We start from the raw sequence: 18708 nt of genomic DNA, 5'->3' as shown, positions 1-18708 counted from the left end.
GTAGCCAGTAGGTCGGATAAGGCGTTTACGCCGTATCCGGCAATGCCATTGTGTCGTATTGTGTCTGATGCGCTGCACTTAAATCAGGCCTACAAAAACAGCGACAGCAGCAATTAATATAGCTTATTTTCCCGCATAAACGACTCACCGCCTAACTGGCGCATTTGACGCATGATCCACGCCTGACGGCTACGCACATAACCAGAAGGCGCATTCGCTTTAAAACGCAAAGGATTGGGTAATACCGCCGCCAGCAAGGCCGCTTCAGACAGACTCAACCGACTGGCAGGTTTATGGAAATAGCGCTGCGCCGCCGCCTCCACACCAAAAATCCCATCGCCAAACTCAGCGATATTCAGGTAAACGGTCAGAATACGTTTCTTGCTCCAGACGGTTTCCATACCCAGCGTTAGCCCGGCTTCAAGACCTTTACGTACCCAGCTACGTCCATCCCACAGAAAGAGGTTTTTCGCCGTCTGTTGCGATAACGTCGACGCTCCGCGAATACGGTTTTCATTGCGTTCATTGTGCGCCAGCGCTTTCTCTATGGCGGAGACATCGAATCCCCAGTGCTCGGGAAACTTCTGGTCCTCCGCGGCAATGACGGCCAGTCCCATCCAAGGTGAAATCTCGTCCATGCTCACCCAGTCTGAGTGCGCCACATAACCAAAATCACCGGACAGCCATGCGCCCAGTTGCCGTTCAACCATCACCGCCGAGAAAGGCACAGGCATCACGCTGAAAAGTGCGATGCCCCCGCCCCAGAATACGCCGAGGACAATGACCGCCCGCAGAAAGATACGTCGCAGAAAGGCGGTAACTCCTGTTCTCATTCAGCCAGCACCAGCACACGCGATACCAGTTTATCGATACCACTCGCAGCCTGAGCGATATCCTGCGCCAGCATATAGGCGGGCGTGGTGACAATTTTGTTGTCCTCATCGACGACAATGTCATCAACCGGACAAGGCACATGCTCAGCGCCCATCTCTTCCAGCACCTCTGCCGTATCGATATCAGTACCGATAGTCAGACGCAACGGGAAATCAAAAATTTTAGGTAACATAGCGGGCGCAATGCACATAAATCCCAGCGGCTTACCCGCCTGATGCATAGCCACCGCCAGCGCGGCTAAATCGCTGTCAACCCGGCATTCGCTGCCCTGACTGGCAAAATTGCTCAGATTTTTGGCCGCACCAAACCCACCCGGCACGATCAACGCATCCAGTTCCGTTGAGACTGCCTGAGCGAGCGGGCGAATTTCACCGCGTGTTATACGTGCGGCTTCAATCAGTACATTACGCGTTTCCAGCATCGGCTCGCCGGTCAGATGATTAATCACATCCGCTTGCTGTTTATCCGGAGCAAAGCAGACGGCCTGAGCGCCGTTGCGGGCAATGGCCAGAAGCGTGAGAACAGTTTCATGGATCTCTGCACCGTCATACACGCCGCATCCGCTGAGCACTACACCCACTTTTTTCATCGTGATACTCCTTTCTCAACTGGCTGAAACATATTAGTTATTATGATTTAAATGCTACGCTTCACACATTTAACTGATTCATGTAACAAATTATTTAAGATTTGCTATCTTAACTGCGTGCGGCCTGAAAATTAGGGCTGCGCCCTTGTAAACAATGATAATAATTTACGGCGCAGCCACGATTTCCCTGGTGTTGGCGCAGTATTCGCGCACCCCGGTCAAGCCGGGGTCATTTTTTTTCCACGCTCGCCACCCAGGCTTTTAATACCGCCACGTCGTGCTGCCACTCCTGCTTCATCTCTTCAATCCATTCAGCAACGTTATCTTCCCAGGCGGGAAGGTCCGGCGACTGGATTTGCTGACCTAACTGTTGCAGGTGACGCAGCCCCACTGAACCTGCTGCGCCTTTAATTTTATGACCTTCCTCAACCACGCCTTTTTTATCCCGTGCGGTCAAGTTTGACTCCAGCACGCTCAAATATCCCGGCATCATCTTCTCAAACACCGCCAGCCCGTCGGTAATTAACTTCGGTCCCACCAGCTCGAGGTATTGTTCCAACATAGGAATATCTAACAGCGCTTGCGATTTACTGCTTTCTTCAGATGTCACAGTGCTCTCCTCTTCGTTTCTGGTATCCCAGTATTTTTTGATCATGGCGGTTAGCGCCGGAACCGACAGCGGCTTACTCAGCACGTCATCCATTCCCGCGTCCAAATACTCTTTTTTATCTTTCAGTACGTTGGCGGTGAGTGCAACCAGCGGCGGAAGGTCCTCACGAGCGTATTTTTGCGTGAGCTCCCGCGAGATATCCAGACCGGTCATATCCGGTAGCTGAATATCCAGCAGCACCAGGTCATATTCACCCGGCTTAAACATTTCCAGCGCGGCTTTCCCGGTCATCGCGACATCCACGCTGTTGCCTAATTTTTCCAGCACGGAACGCGCAACAATAACGTTTAGTTCAATGTCTTCCACCAGCAGCACATTCAGGGCTGGCAGCGGCATGTCATCGTCTTCAAAGGCGTCTTCAATCTCTTCCGCTACCGCAGGCGCATGTACGGTCAGCGTAAAGATGGAGCCTTTACCTGCCTGGCTGGAAACCGTAATATCGCCGCCCATATTTTTCGCCAGACGCTTCGACACGGCCAAACCAATCCCGGTTCCTGTGGCCGGTTTACCGCCGTTGCTGTCCTTCACCTGATAATACATGGCGAAGATTTTATCCTGCTCATCCTGCGGAATGCCGATCCCAGAATCTTCAACCTCGAAATGCAGCATATCGCCCTGGTCATAGCGCGCCCGCACGGTCACCTGTCCCTGCTGAGTGAACTTCACGGCGTTGCTGATCAGATTCCACAGAATCTGGCGCAAACGCGTGCCGTCGGTAATGACCTTATGCGGTAGCGGTAACGTTGGCTCAAGTACAAAACGCAGCCCTTTTTGCTGCGCCTGCAGGCCAGAAAGGTTTTCCAGATCCGCCATAAAGCTGGTGAAATCAACAGGCTGGTTATCGAGCTGGACTTTACGTCGCTCCATCTTATCCATATCTATGATATCGTTGAAAATATTCCCCAGCGTCACGGCAGAGACATGGATGGTTTTCAGGTATTTTTCCTGCTCAGCGGTCAGGTCTGTATCCAACAGGATTCGGCTTAAGCCGACAATGCCGTTAAGCGGAGTGCGCAGCTCGTGGCTGATGGTGGAAATGAAGGTGGTCTTATCACGGCTGGCACGTTCAAGCGCGTCCTGATAGCGCTTACGCTCGGTAATATCGCGCCCAAAGCCCATCAGGCCATGTCGCTTACCTACGCGGTCATAGTACGGCACTTTACGAATTTCAAAGCAGGCTTTGCGCCCGTCCGGGTAGTCCAGCCACTGTTCGTAGGTGAGTGAGACGTTATGACGGAATACCTTCTCGTCGGTTTCAATTACCTTTTCAGCCGCTTCAGGAGAGTAAACGTCAGCCGGTTTTAAGTTCACCAGCTGCTTTTCGCTTTTGCCAGTCAGCAGTTCCATGGCACGGTTACAGCCGGAAAATTCTTTATCTTCATTGCGATAAAAAACCAGATCCGGCGAGGCATCAAGGAAAGAGCGTAAAAAGGAAGACTGTTGCTCGAGCTGGATCTGCGCTTCTTCGCGCTCTTTGATTTCAACCTTCAGTTGCTCGAACGTTTCCTGGCGCTCCGCTTCGGCTTTTTCGCGCTCAACAATTTCCTGATTGAGCTGGGCTATATTATCTTTCAATTGCACATTGAGCTTGAGATCGCGCTCGCGCATCTCTTCCAGCTTTTGTACCAGTCGTGACAGGCGTTGCCGGGACTCTTCCAGTTGTTCCACCACCACTGACAGGAAATAGACAGCCCAAGGGGTAATTAACAGACCAAAAAAGATAGAACGGATAACATCAATGCTTTCTACCTGGCCATGCAGAACCATGGTGACAGCCATCTGCACCACAATTGCCAACACGACCAGAGCCAGCGCTAATAGCAGCGAAAAGCGCACCAGACCCAACTTCATCATTAGGTCGACGTAATATTGCGCCAGCATACGGATTTGCTTCATAGAGGGTTCCTTCACGACAACTTGGCACAATAATACTCAATTCTTGGCGTGACGTTTGAGAATGTGCAAGAAATGCGGAGGTTATCAGTGAAATGACCGTAGAGAGGTTAATCGTAGGCCTGATAAGCTAAGCGCCATCAGGCAAGCAGGCGCAGATTGCCGGATGTCGGCTTTGCCTTATCCGGCCTACGGAGGGTTAGATCCCCGGCTGCACCCATGGCGTACCCAGCGCCGAGCCTTGCACGCCGTGCTCGTTAAGGTACTTATCCAGTTCAACCATCCCAGTCCAGCGATTTTCACACCATAGCGGTGCTAACAGCGTTGGGCGACGCGCGCTGGCGGAAATGCGATGATAAATCACCTCTGGCGGCGTATGGCGGATCATCTCCCCGGCGGTAACCGTATAATCGTCCAGTTCAATTCCGTTCAGCCGCCCAGCTTCCCAGGCTTTCGCCATCGTACTGCCTTTCACAATATGCAGCGGATGCAGCTTAATACCGTCGACACCCGTCTCCACCACACGTTCCATGGTTTGCAGGCATTCTGCCTGCCCTTCTCCCGGCAGACCGACAATCAGGTGCGAACATACTTTCAGCCCGCGTTCACGCGCCAGCCGCGTGGTGTTCTGGTAGCAGGCAAAATCATGACCGCGGTTAATACGGTGCAGGGTTTTGTCATGTACGGTTTGCAGACCAAGTTCCAGCCATACCTCATAACCCAGGTCTTTATACTCGCAAAGCAGATCGAGTACCGCATCCGGCACGCAGTCGGGGCGCGTCCCAACGCATAACCCGACGATACTGGCCTGGCTGACCGCCTGCTGATACATCGAACGCAGCACCTGTACTTCAGCAAAGGTGCTGGTATAGGCCTGGAAATAGGCCAGATAGCGTCTGGCGCGATTGACCAACTGCGCCTGATGCTCAAGCTGCTCGGCAATGGAATGATGCTGCTGAGTTTCATCGGCAAACGAGGCGACATTACAGAAAGTACATCCGCCACGTCCGATGGTGCCATCACGATTTGGACAGCTAAAGCCGCCGTGCAGCGTGAGTTTATGAACCTTTTGCCCATAACGGCGAGAAAGATCCCCACCAAACATATTGACTAATTTCTGTAACTGCATAATCTGGTAGACCGCGCCTTGAAAAGAGGCCAAAGCCTGCCATTTTTTGCCCCAGTCGGCGATGACCTGGATCAATCGCCCTGGCGAGCCTTTATTTATTGCATAACAAATCAAAATAATTGAAATTTCATTCACTCAAAATCTAATTACTTTTCCTTATATTCAGCGGTTTTTTTTATCTTCTTATACTCTGAGCGTAAAAACAGTATCTTTAAGACGCCTGAACTCCAAAAACCAGCATAAAATGCCAGTCATCTCGATAAATAAAGGGAGGACGAGGGATATCCAGCCTTTCTTACAGTGAGACAGATCACACTTCCAGGGGGATTCCTCTTAGGTTAAATCAATGTAAAAAATCCTTTTATTTCAATATTTTCATAAAGTTAATCGCCCTATAGCACATTTTTGCATAAATAAGATTGCCATTTGACCTGTGTGTGGATTCCCGATAACTTGGAAATCCGCTGGAAGCTTTCTGGATGAGCAGTCTGCTCATCATATTTATGCAGTAATTGAGATTCCCTCTGAAGCAAGTCCTCAAACTTGTTTGACCTGTGCGAAAAGGATAAAGAGGGCGAATGCGAGGTAAGCGTATGACACGCAAACCCCGTCGCCATGCTCTTGGTGTGCCCGTGCGCAACGGTCCAGATGGGAATCCCTCAGAGCCTGGGGAGGTTCACTGATATGTTGTACGATAAATCCCTTGAGAGGGATAACTGTGGTTTCGGCCTGATCGCCCACATAGAAGGCGAACCTAGCCACAAGGTAGTGCGTACCGCCATACACGCACTGGCCCGTATGCAGCACCGTGGCGCAATTCTTGCCGATGGAAAAACCGGCGATGGTTGCGGCCTGCTGTTACAAAAACCTGACCGCTTTTTCCGCATCGTGGCGCAAGAGCGCGGCTGGCGTTTAGCCAAAAACTACGCCGTCGGCATGATCTTTTTAAATAAAGACCCTGAGCTGGCTGCGGCTTCTCGTCGCATTGTTGAAGAAGAATTACAGCAGGAGACCCTGTCGATTGTCGGCTGGCGCGACGTGCCGACCAACGAAGGTGTTCTCGGTGAAATTGCGCTCTCCTCCCTGCCTCGTATCGAGCAAATTTTTGTTAACGCCCCTGCGGGCTGGCGTCCGCGTGATGTGGAGCGTCGCCTGTTCATCGCGCGTCGTCGTATCGAAAAACGCCTCCTGCAAGACAAAGATTTCTACGTCTGTAGCTTGTCGAACCTGGTCAATATCTATAAAGGTCTGTGTATGCCGGCGGATCTGCCGCGCTTCTACCTGGACCTGGCAGACCTGCGTCTGGAATCGGCCATCTGCCTGTTCCACCAGCGCTTCTCCACCAACACCGTACCGCGCTGGCCGCTGGCGCAGCCGTTCCGCTATCTGGCGCACAACGGTGAAATCAACACCATCACCGGCAACCGCCAATGGGCGCGCGCCCGTACCTATAAGTTCCAGACCCCGTTGATCCCGGATCTGCACGACGCCGCGCCGTTTGTTAACGAAACCGGCTCAGACTCCAGTTCGATGGACAACATGCTGGAACTGCTGCTGGCAGGCGGGATGGACATCATCCGTGCCATGCGCTTACTGGTTCCCCCGGCATGGCAGAACAACCCGGATATGGATCCGGAGCTGCGCGCGTTCTTTGACTTTAACTCCATGCACATGGAACCGTGGGACGGCCCAGCGGGCATCGTCATGTCCGACGGCCGCTTTGCCGCCTGTAACCTTGACCGTAACGGCTTGCGTCCGGCACGCTACGTCATCACCAAAGACAAGCTGATTACCTGCGCCTCTGAAGTCGGGATCTGGGATTATCAGCCGGATGAAGTGGTAGAGAAAGGCCGCGTCGGCCCTGGCGAGCTGATGGTTATCGATACTCGCAGCGGGCGCATTCTCCACTCCGCCGAAACCGATGATGACCTGAAAAGCCGTCACCCATACAAAGAATGGATGGAGAAAAACGTCCGCCGTCTGGTGCCGTTCGAAGACCTGGCTGACGATCAGGTAGGCAGCCGTGAACTCGACGATGACACCCTCGCCAGCTATCAGAAACAGTTTAACTACAGCGCTGAAGAGCTGGATTCCGTGATCCGCGTGCTCGGCGAAAATGGCCAGGAAGCGGTCGGTTCAATGGGTGATGATACCCCGTTTGCCGTACTCTCCAGCCAGCCGCGCATCATTTATGACTACTTCCGCCAGCAGTTCGCGCAGGTCACCAACCCGCCGATCGACCCGCTGCGTGAAGCGCACGTCATGTCGCTGGCCACCAGCATCGGTCGTGAGATGAACGTCTTCTGCGAAGCTGAAGGTCAGGCACACCGCCTGAGCTTTAAATCGCCGATCCTGCTGTACTCCGATTTCACCCAGCTTACCACCATGAAAGAGGAGCATTATCGCGCTGACCGTCTGGATATCACCTTCGACGCGACCGAAACTACGCTCGAAGAGACCGTCAAAGCATTGTGCGATAAGGCGGAACAGATGGTGCGCAACGGCACGGTGCTGCTGGTACTCTCTGACCGCAACATCGCCAAAAATCGTCTGCCGGTTCCGGCGCCGATGGCCGTGGGCGCAGTGCAAACGCGTCTGGTAGAACAAAGCCTGCGCTGCGACGCCAACATCATCGTTGAAACCGCCAGTGCCCGCGATCCGCACCATTTTGCCGTCCTGCTCGGTTTTGGCGCGACGGCAATCTATCCGTATCTCGCGTATGAAACATTGGGACGTCTGATCGACACTCAGGCGATTGCCAAAGATTACCGAACCGTGATGCTGAACTACCGTAACGGCATCAACAAAGGTCTGTACAAAATCATGTCCAAGATGGGCATCTCGACCATTGCCTCCTACCGCTGCTCGAAGCTGTTTGAAGCCGTTGGTCTGCACGATGATGTGGTTGCGTTGTGCTTCCAGGGCGTGGTCAGCCGTATTAGCGGTGCAGGGTTTACCGACTTCCAGCAGGATCTGCTGAACCTCTCCAAACATGCATGGCTGGCGCGTAAACCTATCAGCCAGGGCGGTTTGCTGAAGTACGTCCATGGCGGCGAATACCACGCCTACAACCCGGACGTGGTACGCACTCTGCAGCAGGCGGTACAAAGCGGCGAGTACAGCGACTATCAGGAATACGCCAAGCTGGTTAATGAGCGTCCGGCGGCCACGCTGCGCGATCTGCTGGCGATTACGCCTGGCGATGAAGCCGTAAGCATTAGCGAAGTAGAACCCGCGACCGAACTGTTTAAACGCTTTGATACCGCCGCCATGTCTATCGGCGCATTAAGCCCGGAAGCACACGAAGCGCTGGCCGAAGCCATGAACAGCATCGGCGGCAACTCGAACTCCGGTGAAGGCGGCGAAGACCCGGCGCGCTATGGCACCAATAAAGTGTCACGCATTAAGCAGGTTGCTTCCGGTCGCTTTGGCGTAACCCCGGCATACCTGGTCAATGCCGATGTCATTCAGATTAAAGTCGCTCAGGGCGCGAAACCTGGCGAAGGTGGTCAGTTACCGGGTGATAAAGTCACCCCGTACATCGCCAAACTGCGTTATTCAGTGCCGGGCGTGACGCTGATCTCCCCGCCGCCGCACCACGATATCTACTCTATCGAGGATTTAGCGCAGCTGATTTTCGACCTGAAACAGGTCAACCCGAAGGCGATGATCTCGGTGAAGCTGGTTTCCGAACCAGGCGTTGGTACCATCGCCACTGGCGTAGCGAAAGCCTATGCGGATCTGATCACCATTGCTGGCTACGATGGCGGCACAGGCGCAAGCCCGCTCTCATCAGTGAAATATGCGGGCTGCCCGTGGGAACTAGGCCTGGTGGAAACCCAGCAGGCGCTGGTGGCTAACGGTCTGCGTCACAAGATTCGTCTGCAGGTCGATGGCGGTCTGAAAACCGGCGTCGATATCATTAAAGCGGCAATTCTGGGTGCAGAAAGCTTTGGCTTCGGTACCGGCCCGATGGTGGCGCTGGGCTGTAAATATCTGCGTATTTGCCACCTGAACAACTGCGCAACCGGTGTTGCAACTCAGGATGAGAAACTGCGTAAGAACCACTATCACGGCCTACCGTTCAAAGTGACCAACTACTTTGAGTTTATCGCCCGTGAAGTGCGCGAACTGATGGCCTCGCTGGGCGTTACCCGCCTGGTGGATCTGATTGGTCGCACCGACCTGCTCAAAGAGCTGGAAGGGTTTACCGCCAAGCAGCAAAAGCTGGAGCTGTCTCGTCTGCTGGAAACAGCCGAACCGCATCCTGGTAAAGCGCTGCATTGCACCGAGAACAACCCGCCGTTTGATAATGGCGTGCTGAACGCCCAGTTGTTACAGCAGGCGAAGCCGTTCGTCGACGAGCGCCAGAGCAAAACCTTCTGGTTCGATATCCGCAACACCGACCGTTCCGTCGGCGCATCGCTGTCGGGCTATATCGCTCAGACGCATGGCGATCAGGGGCTGGCGTCTGACCCGATCAAAGCGCACTTCAGCGGTACCGCAGGCCAGAGCTTTGGCGTGTGGAACGCGGGCGGCGTGGAGTTGTATCTGACCGGCGATGCCAACGACTATGTCGGTAAAGGCATGGCGGGCGGCCTGCTGGCGGTACGTCCTCCGGTTGGCTCTGCTTTCCGTAGCCATGAGGCGAGCATCATCGGTAACACCTGCCTGTATGGCGCCACCGGTGGTCGCCTGTTTGCTGCGGGTCGTGCGGGTGAGCGCTTTGCAGTGCGTAACTCTGGCGCAATCACCGTGGTTGAAGGTATTGGCGACAACGGCTGTGAATACATGACCGGCGGCATCGTCTGTATTCTCGGCAAAACCGGCGTTAACTTCGGCGCGGGCATGACCGGCGGATTCGCCTACGTGCTCGACGAAGACGGTGAATTCCGCAAACGCGTAAACCCGGAACTGGTCGAAGTGCTGAGCGTGGACTCGCTGGCGATCCACGAAGAGCACCTGCGTGGCCTGATTACCGAGCACGTACAGCATACCGGCTCTTCTCACGGCGAAGAGATCCTGGCGAACTGGCCAGCATTCTCGGCGAAATTCGCGCTGGTAAAACCAAAATCCAGTGATGTGAAAGCACTGTTGGGTCACCGTAGTCGTAGCGCAGCAGAGCTGCGTGTGCAGGCGCAGTAAGGGGTAGCAGCAATGAGTCAGAACGTATACCAATTTATCGACCTGCAGCGTGTTGATCCGCCGAAGAAGCCGCTGAAGATCCGCAAGATCGAGTTTATCGAGATTTACGAGCCGTTTTCCGAAGGCCAAGCCAAAGCACAGGCAGATCGCTGCCTGTCCTGCGGTAACCCGTACTGCGAGTGGAAGTGCCCGGTGCATAACTACATCCCGAACTGGCTGAAGTTGGCGAATGAGGGACGTATTTTTGAAGCGGCTGAGCTGTCACATCAGACCAACACCCTGCCGGAAGTCTGCGGGCGCGTGTGTCCGCAGGACCGTCTGTGTGAGGGTTCCTGTACGCTGAACGATGAGTTCGGCGCGGTGACCATCGGCAATATTGAACGCTATATCAACGACAAAGCGTTTGAGATGGGCTGGCGTCCGGATATGACCGGTGTTCGCCAGACGGACAAGCGCGTCGCCATTATCGGTGCCGGTCCTGCAGGTCTGGCGTGCGCTGATGTGCTGACCCGCAACGGCGTGAAGGCGGTGGTCTTTGACCGTCACCCGGAAATCGGCGGCTTGCTGACCTTCGGTATCCCAGCCTTCAAGCTGGAAAAAGAGGTCATGACCCGTCGCCGTGAAATCTTCACCGGCATGGGCATTGAGTTCAAACTGAACGTGGAAGTAGGCCGTGACGTACAGCTCAACGATTTGCTGAAGGATTACGACGCCGTGTTCCTTGGCGTAGGAACCTATCAGTCGATGCGCGGCGGGCTGGAAAACGAAGACGCTGATGGCGTGTTTGATGCCCTGCCGTTCCTGATTGCCAATACCAAACAGTTGATGGGCTTTGGCGAAAGCAGCAATGAGCCATACATCAGCATGGAAGGCAAACGTGTCGTCGTGCTCGGCGGTGGCGATACCGCGATGGACTGCGTGCGCACTTCGGTTCGCCAGAATGCTGCACACGTCATTTGCGCCTATCGTCGCGACGAAGAGAACATGCCGGGTTCCAAACGCGAAGTGAAAAATGCGCGTGAAGAAGGCGTCGAGTTCCAGTTCAACGTCCAGCCTTTAGGTGTGGAAGTGAATGCCAACGGGAAAGTGTGCGGCGTGAAAATGGCGCGCACTGAAATGGGCGAACCGGATGCGAAGGGACGTCGCCGTGCGGAGATCGTCGCTGGCTCCGAGCACGTTGTTCCGGCTGATGCCGTGGTCCTGGCGTTTGGTTTCCGCCCACATAGCATGGAATGGTTGAAAGAGCACAGCGTCGAACTGGATTCACAGGGGCGCATTATTGCCCCGGAACGTAGCGACAACGCTTTCCAGACCAGCAACCCGAAAATCTTCGCAGGCGGCGACATCGTACGCGGTTCGGATCTGGTGGTCACCGCGATTGCCGAAGGTCGTAAAGCGGCAGACGGGATTCTGAATTACCTGGAAGTGTAAAAGAGCCTTCTCTGGCCCCTGTTCACGTTTGTCGACAGGGGCTTTTTTTCTCCGTATTTCTCCACCATTCTTTGAAAGCTACTCGCAATTAAGACTGCAAGTCTTTGTAATTAGTAGAACGTGGATTGACCACTTCAGCACCCGGGCGTATTGATCGCGGAATATTTTTACACCGTAACTTTCACAAAAGGGATGAAGTATGACCACGCCGACGTCACTTCAGGATGCAGATGACTATCAGCAAATCCATAACGGAATTGTTCGACTACTGGACACCGCGCGGACAGAAACTGTCCGTAGTATCAATGCACTAATGACGGCGACCTACTGGGAAATTGGTCGACGAATTGTTGAATTTGAGCAAGGTGGTGAATCCCGGGCAGCCTATGGCGCTCAGCTTATTGAACGGCTGTCAGTGGATCTAAACCAACGCTATAAACGGGGGTTTTCCATGGTAAACATACGGCAAATGCGTATGTTTTATCTTTATTTTCAACAAATTGAGATTCAGCAGACACTGTCTGGTGAATCTCAAAATCTCATACAACTCGCCAAAACATTCCCACTACCCTGGTCGGCGTATGTCCGCCTCTTGTCTGTTAAAAATGCCGATGCCCGCACTTTTTATGAGAAAGAGACTCTCCGTAACGGCTGGTCAGTACGGCAGCTCAATCGACAAATTGCCACTCAGTTTTATGAGCGGACGCTGTTGTCCCGCGACAAATCCGCCATGTTGCAGAAGGCAGTCCCGACGGAGCCTGAAGTCTTGCCTGAAAAGGCCATCCGCGATCCGTTCATTCTGGAGTTTCTTGGCCTCAAGGATGAGTATTCAGAATCGGAGCTTGAAGAGGCGCTGATCAATCACCTGATGGACTTTATGCTGGAGCTCGGCGACGATTTTGCTTTTGTTGGCCGTCAGCGTCGATTGCGCATTGACGATAACTGGTTCCGCGTCGATCTGCTGTTCTTTCATCGTCGTTTACGCTGCCTGTTGCTCGTTGATCTAAAAGTAGGCAAATTCAGCTATGCGGATGCCGGGCAGATGAATATGTATCTGAACTATGCCAAAGAACATTGGACGATACCGGGGGAAAATCCGCCAGTCGGGCTGATTCTGTGCGCAGGAAAAGGGGCGGGGGAAGCGCACTACGCGTTGAACGGCCTACCGAATACCATCCAGGCGAGCGAGTACAAAGTACAGCTACCTGATGAAAAATTACTTGCAGACGAGCTCATTCGTTCACAAACCATGCTGGGAACTCAACTCACAGACGCGGGTTAACTGTCGACCAAGGAAAATCAACGCAATCATCAACACCATAAATAATAACCATGTAAAGATTATACGTAATCGTTTGCTTTATTCTGAGAACTGTATATTATGCGGCGGATTTTTTGGGCAAAATTCATGGAGGCGTTGTGTCGCAGGACAACAATTATAGCCAAGGCCCCGTCCCTCTGGCGGCGCGGAAAGGCGTGGTTCCACTAACATTTGTCATGTTGGGGCTTACATTTTTTTCCGCCAGTATGTGGACCGGTGGCACACTCGGTACCGGTCTTTCCTATAATGATTTCTTCCTGGCAGTTCTCTTCGGTAATCTTCTCCTCGGTATTTACACTGCATTTCTCGGTTTTATCGGCGCAAAAACAGGGCTCTCAACCCACCTTCTGGCGCGTTACTCATTTGGTTTGAAAGGTTCATGGCTTCCTTCACTGTTGTTAGGCGGTACGCAGGTAGGCTGGTTTGGCGTGGGTGTGGCTATGTTTGCTATCCCGGTGGGCAAAGCGACGGGAATTGACGTCAATATCCTGATTGCGGTTTCTGGTCTGTTGATGACCCTGACCATCTTTTTTGGCATCTCGGCGCTGACCGTTTTATCTATCATCGCCGTGCCTGCCATCGTCGTTCTTGGCAGCTACTCCGTCTGGCTGGCGGTGAGTGATGTCGGCGGTTTAGACCATTTAAAAGCGATAGTGCCGCAGACGCCGCTGAATTTCTCCACCGCCCTGGCGCTGGTGGTCGGTTCGTTTGTCAGCGCAGGAACATTAACCGCCGACTTCGTTCGCTTTGGTCGCAACGCCAAAGGCGCGGTGCTGATTGCCATGGTGGCGTTTTTCCTTGGCAACTCCTTGATGTTCATCTTCGGCGCTGCGGGCGCGGCTGCCGTTGGACAGGCGGATATCTCTGACGTGATGATTGCCCAGGGACTGCTGCTGCCCGCGATTGTAGTGCTCGGTCTGAACATCTGGACGACTAACGACAATGCGCTGTATGCCTCAGGTCTGGGATTTGCCAATATTACCGGCCTTTCCAGCCGTACGCTGTCGGTGGCTAACGGTATTATCGGCACATTGTGCGCGCTATGGCTTTACAATAACTTTGTCGGTTGGCTGACTTTTCTGTCGGCAGCAATTCCCCCGATTGGCGGGGTGATCATCGCCGACTATCTGCTGAACCATCGTCGCTATGCCGACTTCAGCAAAGCGCAATTTATTTCCGTAAACTGGATAGCGATCCTGTCCGTTGCATTGGGCATTGCCGCAGGTCACTATATTCCCGGTATTGTGCCCGTCAACGCCGTACTTGGCGGCGTATTCAGCTATATCCTGCTGAATCCACTTTTTAATCGCAGCCTTGCTAAATCACCAGAGGTCAGCCATGCAGAATAATAACATCACCCTTCGTCAGGCACGTTTACAGGGACGCGAAGGATTGTGGCAGCTCACGATTGAAAACGGGCGCTTCAGCCGGATTGAGCCACAGGACACCGCCACGTTACCGCAGGGCGAAGTGCTTGATGCCGAAGGCGGCCTGGCCATTCCACCGTTCGTTGAGCCACATATCCATCTGGACACCACGCAAACCGCAGGCGAGCCGAGCTGGAACCAGTCTGGTACGTTATTTGAAGGCATTGAGCGTTGGGCCGAACGTAAGGCAATGCTCACGCACGAAGACGTCAAAGCGCGCGCCATGCAGACGCTGAAGTGGCAGATGGCCAACGGCATCCAGTATGTCCGCACGCACGTTGACGTTTCCGATCCGACGCTGACTGCACTGAAAGCCATGCTGGAGGTGAAGCAAGAAGTCGCGCCGTGGGTAGAGCTGCAAATTGTCGCCTTCCCGCAAGAGGGCATTCTTTCTTACCCCAACGGTGAAGCGCTATTAGAGGAAGCCGTGCGTTTGGGCGCAGACGTCATTGGCGCGATCCCCCACTTTGAATTTACGCGTGAATATGGCGTTGAGTCTCTGCACAAAATTTTCGCTCTGGCGCAGAAATACGATCGGCTTATCGATGTGCACTGCGACGAAATTGACGATGAGCAGTCACGCTTTGTTGAAACCGTCGCGGCGCTGGCGCATCGTGACAATATGGGCGAACGCGTGACCGCCAGCCATACCACGGCAATGCATTCCTATAACGGCGCGTATGCTTCCCGCCTCTTTCGCCTGTTGAAAATGTCCGGCATTAACTTTGTCGCGAACCCACTGGTAAATATTCACCTGCAAGGGCGCTTTGATACGTATCCTAAACGTCGCGGCGTAACGCGCGTCAAAGAGATGCTGGAAGCGGAGATCAACGTCTGCTTCGGCCATGATGACGTCTTCGACCCGTGGTATCCGCTGGGCACCGCCAATATGCTGCAGGTACTGCATATGGGATTACATGTGTGTCAGCTGATGGGATACGGACAAATCAACGATGGGCTGAACCTGGTTACCACCCACAGTGCGAAAACCCTGCACCTGCAGGATTACGGTCTGAACGTGGGAAACTCCGGAAATCTGGTGATTTTAGCGGCAGAAAATGGGTTTGACGCAGTTCGTCGCCAGACGCCTGCACGTTATTCCATTCGTCACGGGCGAGTCATTGCTGAGACAGTGCCAAGCCAGACCACGCTGCATCTGGCGCAGCCGGAAGCGGTGACGTTTAAGCGCTAAGTTGTTCTATCCAGTGTCGGATGGCACAAGCCTTGCCATCCGACACGGTCTCTCATCGTCAGGCTTGTAATAAGCTGGCGCGCACCTTGATCACGACCTTTTTGATTTCCCCCGGCCCCCCCACCATACAGCCCGGTTTATGCGGCTCGCCCGGCATAAAAATCGCAAATCTTCCCGGTTTCAGTACGATCGCCTGCTCATCGGCAATCTCGCTGCACAGCTGATAGTCATCCTCAACATGCATCTCATCGCACTGGCGAGCAGAATCGGTCATCCCGAACAGAATGCGTTCTTCGCCGGACAACAGCACCTGAATATCAATGTACTGCTGATGCAGTTCCGCTTTCTTTTGCTCTGGGCTCTGCGTCGCAAACTGCATGACATTCATAAAAATAGTATCGCCCTGCAACGCGTAGCGCCCTGGCGTTTTCTCCTGCGGATTCGCCGCAATGGCAAGCGTTAATGCCTGCTGTAAGACCGGATGTAATCCGGCAGAAGGCAGTGAACGCAACTCATCTGATATCATCATCATTCTCCCTGGGCCAACAGCGCGGCCCCCAGTAATCCAGCGTCATGGCGGTAATGCGCCGCCAGTAATTCCACGTGATAGGCCAAGGGCTCTTGTGCCAGATAATGTTCAACCAGCGCCAGATATCCTTCAGCCAGCCCAACGCTGCCGCCAATCACCACAATCTGGCAATCGGTCGTGGCCTTCACATCGCCGATAAGCCTTGCCAAAGTACGCGCCGAGCGATGGATCAACCTGCTTGCCTGCTCATCTCCTTGCCCGGCGCGGCTAAAAATGGTTTTGGCGTCGCATCCAGCAAGCGTACCTTCGGCTGCAGCCGCGATCCCTCGACCGGAAGCAATCGCCTCGACGCAGCCCACACGTCCGCAGCCGCAGGCCGGTCCATTGGGATCCGCCAGCGTATGTCCTAAGTGCCCAGCCAGACCACCAGACCCGGTGAGTAACTTGCCGCTGCTGATCACGCCGCCGCCGACGCCTGTCGACACGGTGATAAACACCATGTCGCTTATCTCATCTGCCATAGCGTGGTATTCCGCCCAGGCCGCCGCCTGTGCGTCATTGACTGCCAGCGTCGGCAGGCCGGTGATTTGTTCCAGCGTTTGTGTTAGCGGAAAATGCATCAACCCGCCAAGGTTATGCGGGTTCAGCGCCAGTAAAGCCCCCTCACGGATAATCCCCGTCGAGGCGATCGCCACCCGATTAGCACGCCCCTGTAGCGGTGCAACCAGTGCTTGTAGCGCAGCGCGCAGCGCCTCCGGCGTTTTGCTGGCGGGCGTCGGCAATTCACGCCGCTCGCGAATTTGCAGATTACTGTCTAACAGCGCGGCAGCCAGTTTGGTACCGCCGATATCCATTGCCAATGTGGTCATGACACCGCCTTCTGCATCGCGGTGATACGCTTTTTATCCCGTTGCTCAAGTAACGACATACTTCTTCCCTTTCGCTAATTGCCCGGTTCAACACCGGGCAATGGGATTAACTTTTGGATTTCACCATGGTGCTTTTGTCACCGCCGAACGGCACAGCCCCGCTGAACGGTCGACCATCAATGGCATCATGCGTACGTAACGCTTCAGGACGCAGCCAGCGCTGTACGCGGGACGGCATATCGAGACCAATCAGCAGGATCACCACAAATGTCAGGCCGAAAGAGAGCGATCCCAGCGCGGTGCCCAGATCCAGACGTTGGGCAATCAGCGCGCCGATGATCGGTGCCAGAGCCCCACCCAGTGCGCCCACGTTATAGGTGAAGCCCAGGCCCGCCGCACGCTGGTCGGTATCGAAATAGCCGCCAATCAATTTTGGTAAGATCCCGGAGATCCCCTGGCCGAGCATTTGCTGGAAAAACAGCAGCAAACCCAGTACCCAGACGTTTGAACCGCCTATCGCAAACACCGGAATAATCAGAAACTGCGAGGCCAGCAAACTGCAGACATAGGCTTTACGCGTACCCAGCCAGTCGCCAAGAAAACCGCCGACGCAACAACCGACCGCCGCGCCAAATCCGCTAAAGAACAGGACATTGGCAACCGTGTGCGGATCATAGGCCAGCTCGGTTTTCAGATAGGTTGGCAGCAGCGCCTGAATGGGCCATGAATAGAGGAAGGCGAATAGTACGACCACCATCAGCATGACGCCCGTCGGCCAGCGCTTCCCGCTGCTTTGCACCATAAAGCTAATGAAAATAAACGCACATATCAGGCCGAGGACCGCCACGATAGCCGCATTTTGCAGGTCGCCAGCAAAGCAGAACCACAGCGCGGTTGCAGCGGCGATCGTCATCAGAATATTAATTACCCGATGCTCGCCCCGGTAGAGAATATCCACCATCGTGCGCACTGGCGCTTTGCCTTCGTGTTTCTCTTTCCAGTCTTCCGCTTCCGGAATATTTTTACGCAGCCAGAGGGCGAAGATAATTGGCAGGATGCCGATGAAGAACAGCGCGCGCCACCCCCAGACCGGAACCACCAGGCTGTAGACCTGCGCGGCGATCACCGCGCCAACAGAGAAACCGGAAATCAGGAAGCCACTGGCTTTATTTCGCAGGTGTTTAGGCCAACTTTCAATAACATAGGTTGCACTGGAGCCGTACTCACCCGCCATTCCCATACCGATAACCAGACGGGCGATAAACATGGTGGTGTAGCCCGGCGCGAAGCCGCAGGCCAGCGTCCCCACGGAGAACAGAATGATGCTGGTGACCATTGCCAGACGGCGTCCGTAACGGTCGCCCATTGCCCCCAGCACTAACCCGCCAAACCAACGGGAGATAAAGGCGGCCGAGATCAGGCTGGCGGCCTGCACCGTCGTCAGTCCGAATTCGCCCTGCACTTCTGTCAGCACCAGGGCGATTAACACAAAATCGAAACCATCAAGCAAATATCCCAGCCAGGCGGCGGAAAATGCCCGCCATTGTGCCCGATTGAGATGGCGATACCACGGGATGCTCTGGGTAGAAGTACTCATTTTACTCTCCCGACGATCTTTG

At 54.2% G+C, this 18708-nt stretch carries 12 protein-coding genes; 5 read left to right on the top strand and 7 right to left on the bottom strand.

Annotation, left to right across the window (positions count from 1 at the left end; all coding sequences use genetic code 11):
• Nucleotides 1–113: 113 nt before the first annotated feature.
• The 4 genes from mtgA to mnmL all read right to left on the bottom strand — a co-directional run bounded on the left by mtgA (nt 114) and on the right by mnmL (nt 5175).
• Nucleotides 114–833 carry a monofunctional biosynthetic peptidoglycan transglycosylase gene (gene mtgA, locus OGV85_RS18015; RefSeq protein ID WP_003839927.1) on the bottom strand — a complete coding sequence of 240 codons (720 nt, stop codon included), beginning with the start codon at nt 831–833 and terminating at the stop codon, nt 114–116.
• Nucleotides 830–1483, bottom strand: coding sequence for an isoprenoid biosynthesis glyoxalase ElbB (gene elbB / locus OGV85_RS18010; protein ID WP_003025088.1), 654 nt, complete (start codon nt 1481–1483; stop codon nt 830–832). Before elbB ends, mtgA begins: the two co-directional genes overlap by 4 nt.
• Before the next feature lie 229 nt (nt 1484–1712).
• Complete coding sequence (gene arcB / locus OGV85_RS18005) at nt 1713–4049, bottom strand: aerobic respiration two-component sensor histidine kinase ArcB (RefSeq protein WP_003844840.1); 2337 nt, start codon at nt 4047–4049, stop codon at nt 1713–1715.
• Nucleotides 4050–4245: 196 nt separating this feature from the next.
• Nucleotides 4246–5175 (bottom strand): tRNA modification radical SAM protein MnmL/YtqA, encoded by a 930-nt coding sequence (gene mnmL, locus OGV85_RS18000; RefSeq protein WP_156485362.1) that lies wholly within the window; start codon nt 5173–5175, stop codon nt 4246–4248.
• 684 nt (nt 5176–5859) lie between these two features.
• On the opposite strand from mnmL, the gene gltB reads away from it, so the two are divergent.
• From gltB to OGV85_RS17975, 5 genes are all read left to right on the top strand, one after another.
• Nucleotides 5860–10320 (top strand): glutamate synthase large subunit, encoded by a 4461-nt coding sequence (gene gltB / locus OGV85_RS17995; protein ID WP_156485361.1) that lies wholly within the window; start codon nt 5860–5862, stop codon nt 10318–10320.
• A gap of 12 nt (nt 10321–10332) precedes the next feature.
• Nucleotides 10333–11751: a glutamate synthase small subunit gene (locus tag OGV85_RS17990; RefSeq protein WP_061548604.1), complete on the top strand. Its 1419-nt coding sequence runs from the start codon at nt 10333–10335 to the stop codon at nt 11749–11751.
• 199 nt (nt 11752–11950) lie between these two features.
• Entirely contained in the window at nt 11951–13033 is a 1083-nt protein-coding gene (locus tag OGV85_RS17985; RefSeq protein ID WP_061548605.1) for a PDDEXK nuclease domain-containing protein, read from the top strand.
• 137 nt (nt 13034–13170) lie between these two features.
• Nucleotides 13171–14421 carry a cytosine permease gene (codB, locus tag OGV85_RS17980; RefSeq protein ID WP_003844832.1) on the top strand — a complete coding sequence of 417 codons (1251 nt, stop codon included), beginning with the start codon at nt 13171–13173 and terminating at the stop codon, nt 14419–14421.
• The gene (locus OGV85_RS17975) at nt 14411–15691 is read left to right on the top strand and encodes a cytosine deaminase (RefSeq protein WP_003025105.1); all 1281 of its coding nucleotides are present in this window, start codon (nt 14411–14413) and stop codon (nt 15689–15691) included. The genes codB and OGV85_RS17975 overlap by 11 nt, the downstream gene beginning before the upstream one ends.
• 58 nt (nt 15692–15749) lie before the next feature.
• Here the strand turns inward: OGV85_RS17975 and nanQ are convergent, their stop codons facing one another.
• The 3 genes from nanQ to OGV85_RS17960 all read right to left on the bottom strand — a co-directional run bounded on the left by nanQ (nt 15750) and on the right by OGV85_RS17960 (nt 18686).
• Nucleotides 15750–16217, bottom strand: a complete 468-nt coding sequence (nanQ, locus tag OGV85_RS17970) for an N-acetylneuraminate anomerase (RefSeq protein ID WP_003025108.1) — start codon at nt 16215–16217, stop codon at nt 15750–15752.
• Nucleotides 16218–16219: 2 nt separating this feature from the next.
• Nucleotides 16220–17089 carry an N-acetylmannosamine kinase gene (gene nanK / locus OGV85_RS17965; RefSeq protein ID WP_060854936.1) on the bottom strand — a complete coding sequence of 290 codons (870 nt, stop codon included), beginning with the start codon at nt 17087–17089 and terminating at the stop codon, nt 16220–16222.
• A 106-nt stretch (nt 17090–17195) separates the two neighbouring features.
• The gene (locus tag OGV85_RS17960) at nt 17196–18686 is read right to left on the bottom strand and encodes an MFS transporter (RefSeq protein ID WP_061548607.1); all 1491 of its coding nucleotides are present in this window, start codon (nt 18684–18686) and stop codon (nt 17196–17198) included.
• Nucleotides 18687–18708: the final 22 nt, after the last annotated feature.

Source organism: Citrobacter sp. Cf132, from assembly GCF_030333885.1.
GTDB lineage: Bacteria > Pseudomonadota > Gammaproteobacteria > Enterobacterales > Enterobacteriaceae > Citrobacter > Citrobacter freundii.
This window is presented reverse-complemented; position numbering and strand designations above follow the sequence as displayed.

Bases quoted from the DNA above. Each gene is read 5' to 3' on its own strand.
- mtgA (WP_003839927.1), bottom strand. From the start codon at position 833: ATGAGAACAGGAGTTACCGCCTTTCTGCGACGTATCTTTCTGCGGGCG.
- elbB (WP_003025088.1), bottom strand. From the start codon at position 1,483: ATGAAAAAAGTGGGTGTAGTGCTCAGCGGATGCGGCGTGTATGACGGT.
- arcB (WP_003844840.1), bottom strand. From the start codon at position 4,049: ATGAAGCAAATCCGTATGCTGGCGCAATATTACGTCGACCTAATGATG.
- mnmL (WP_156485362.1), bottom strand. From the start codon at position 5,175: ATGCAGTTACAGAAATTAGTCAATATGTTTGGTGGGGATCTTTCTCGC.
- gltB (WP_156485361.1), top strand. From the start codon at position 5,860: ATGTTGTACGATAAATCCCTTGAGAGGGATAACTGTGGTTTCGGCCTG.
- OGV85_RS17990 (WP_061548604.1), top strand. From the start codon at position 10,333: ATGAGTCAGAACGTATACCAATTTATCGACCTGCAGCGTGTTGATCCG.
- OGV85_RS17985 (WP_061548605.1), top strand. From the start codon at position 11,951: ATGACCACGCCGACGTCACTTCAGGATGCAGATGACTATCAGCAAATC.
- OGV85_RS17975 (WP_003025105.1), top strand. From the start codon at position 14,411: ATGCAGAATAATAACATCACCCTTCGTCAGGCACGTTTACAGGGACGC.
- nanQ (WP_003025108.1), bottom strand. From the start codon at position 16,217: ATGATATCAGATGAGTTGCGTTCACTGCCTTCTGCCGGATTACATCCG.
- nanK (WP_060854936.1), bottom strand. From the start codon at position 17,089: ATGACCACATTGGCAATGGATATCGGCGGTACCAAACTGGCTGCCGCG.
- OGV85_RS17960 (WP_061548607.1), bottom strand. From the start codon at position 18,686: ATGAGTACTTCTACCCAGAGCATCCCGTGGTATCGCCATCTCAATCGG.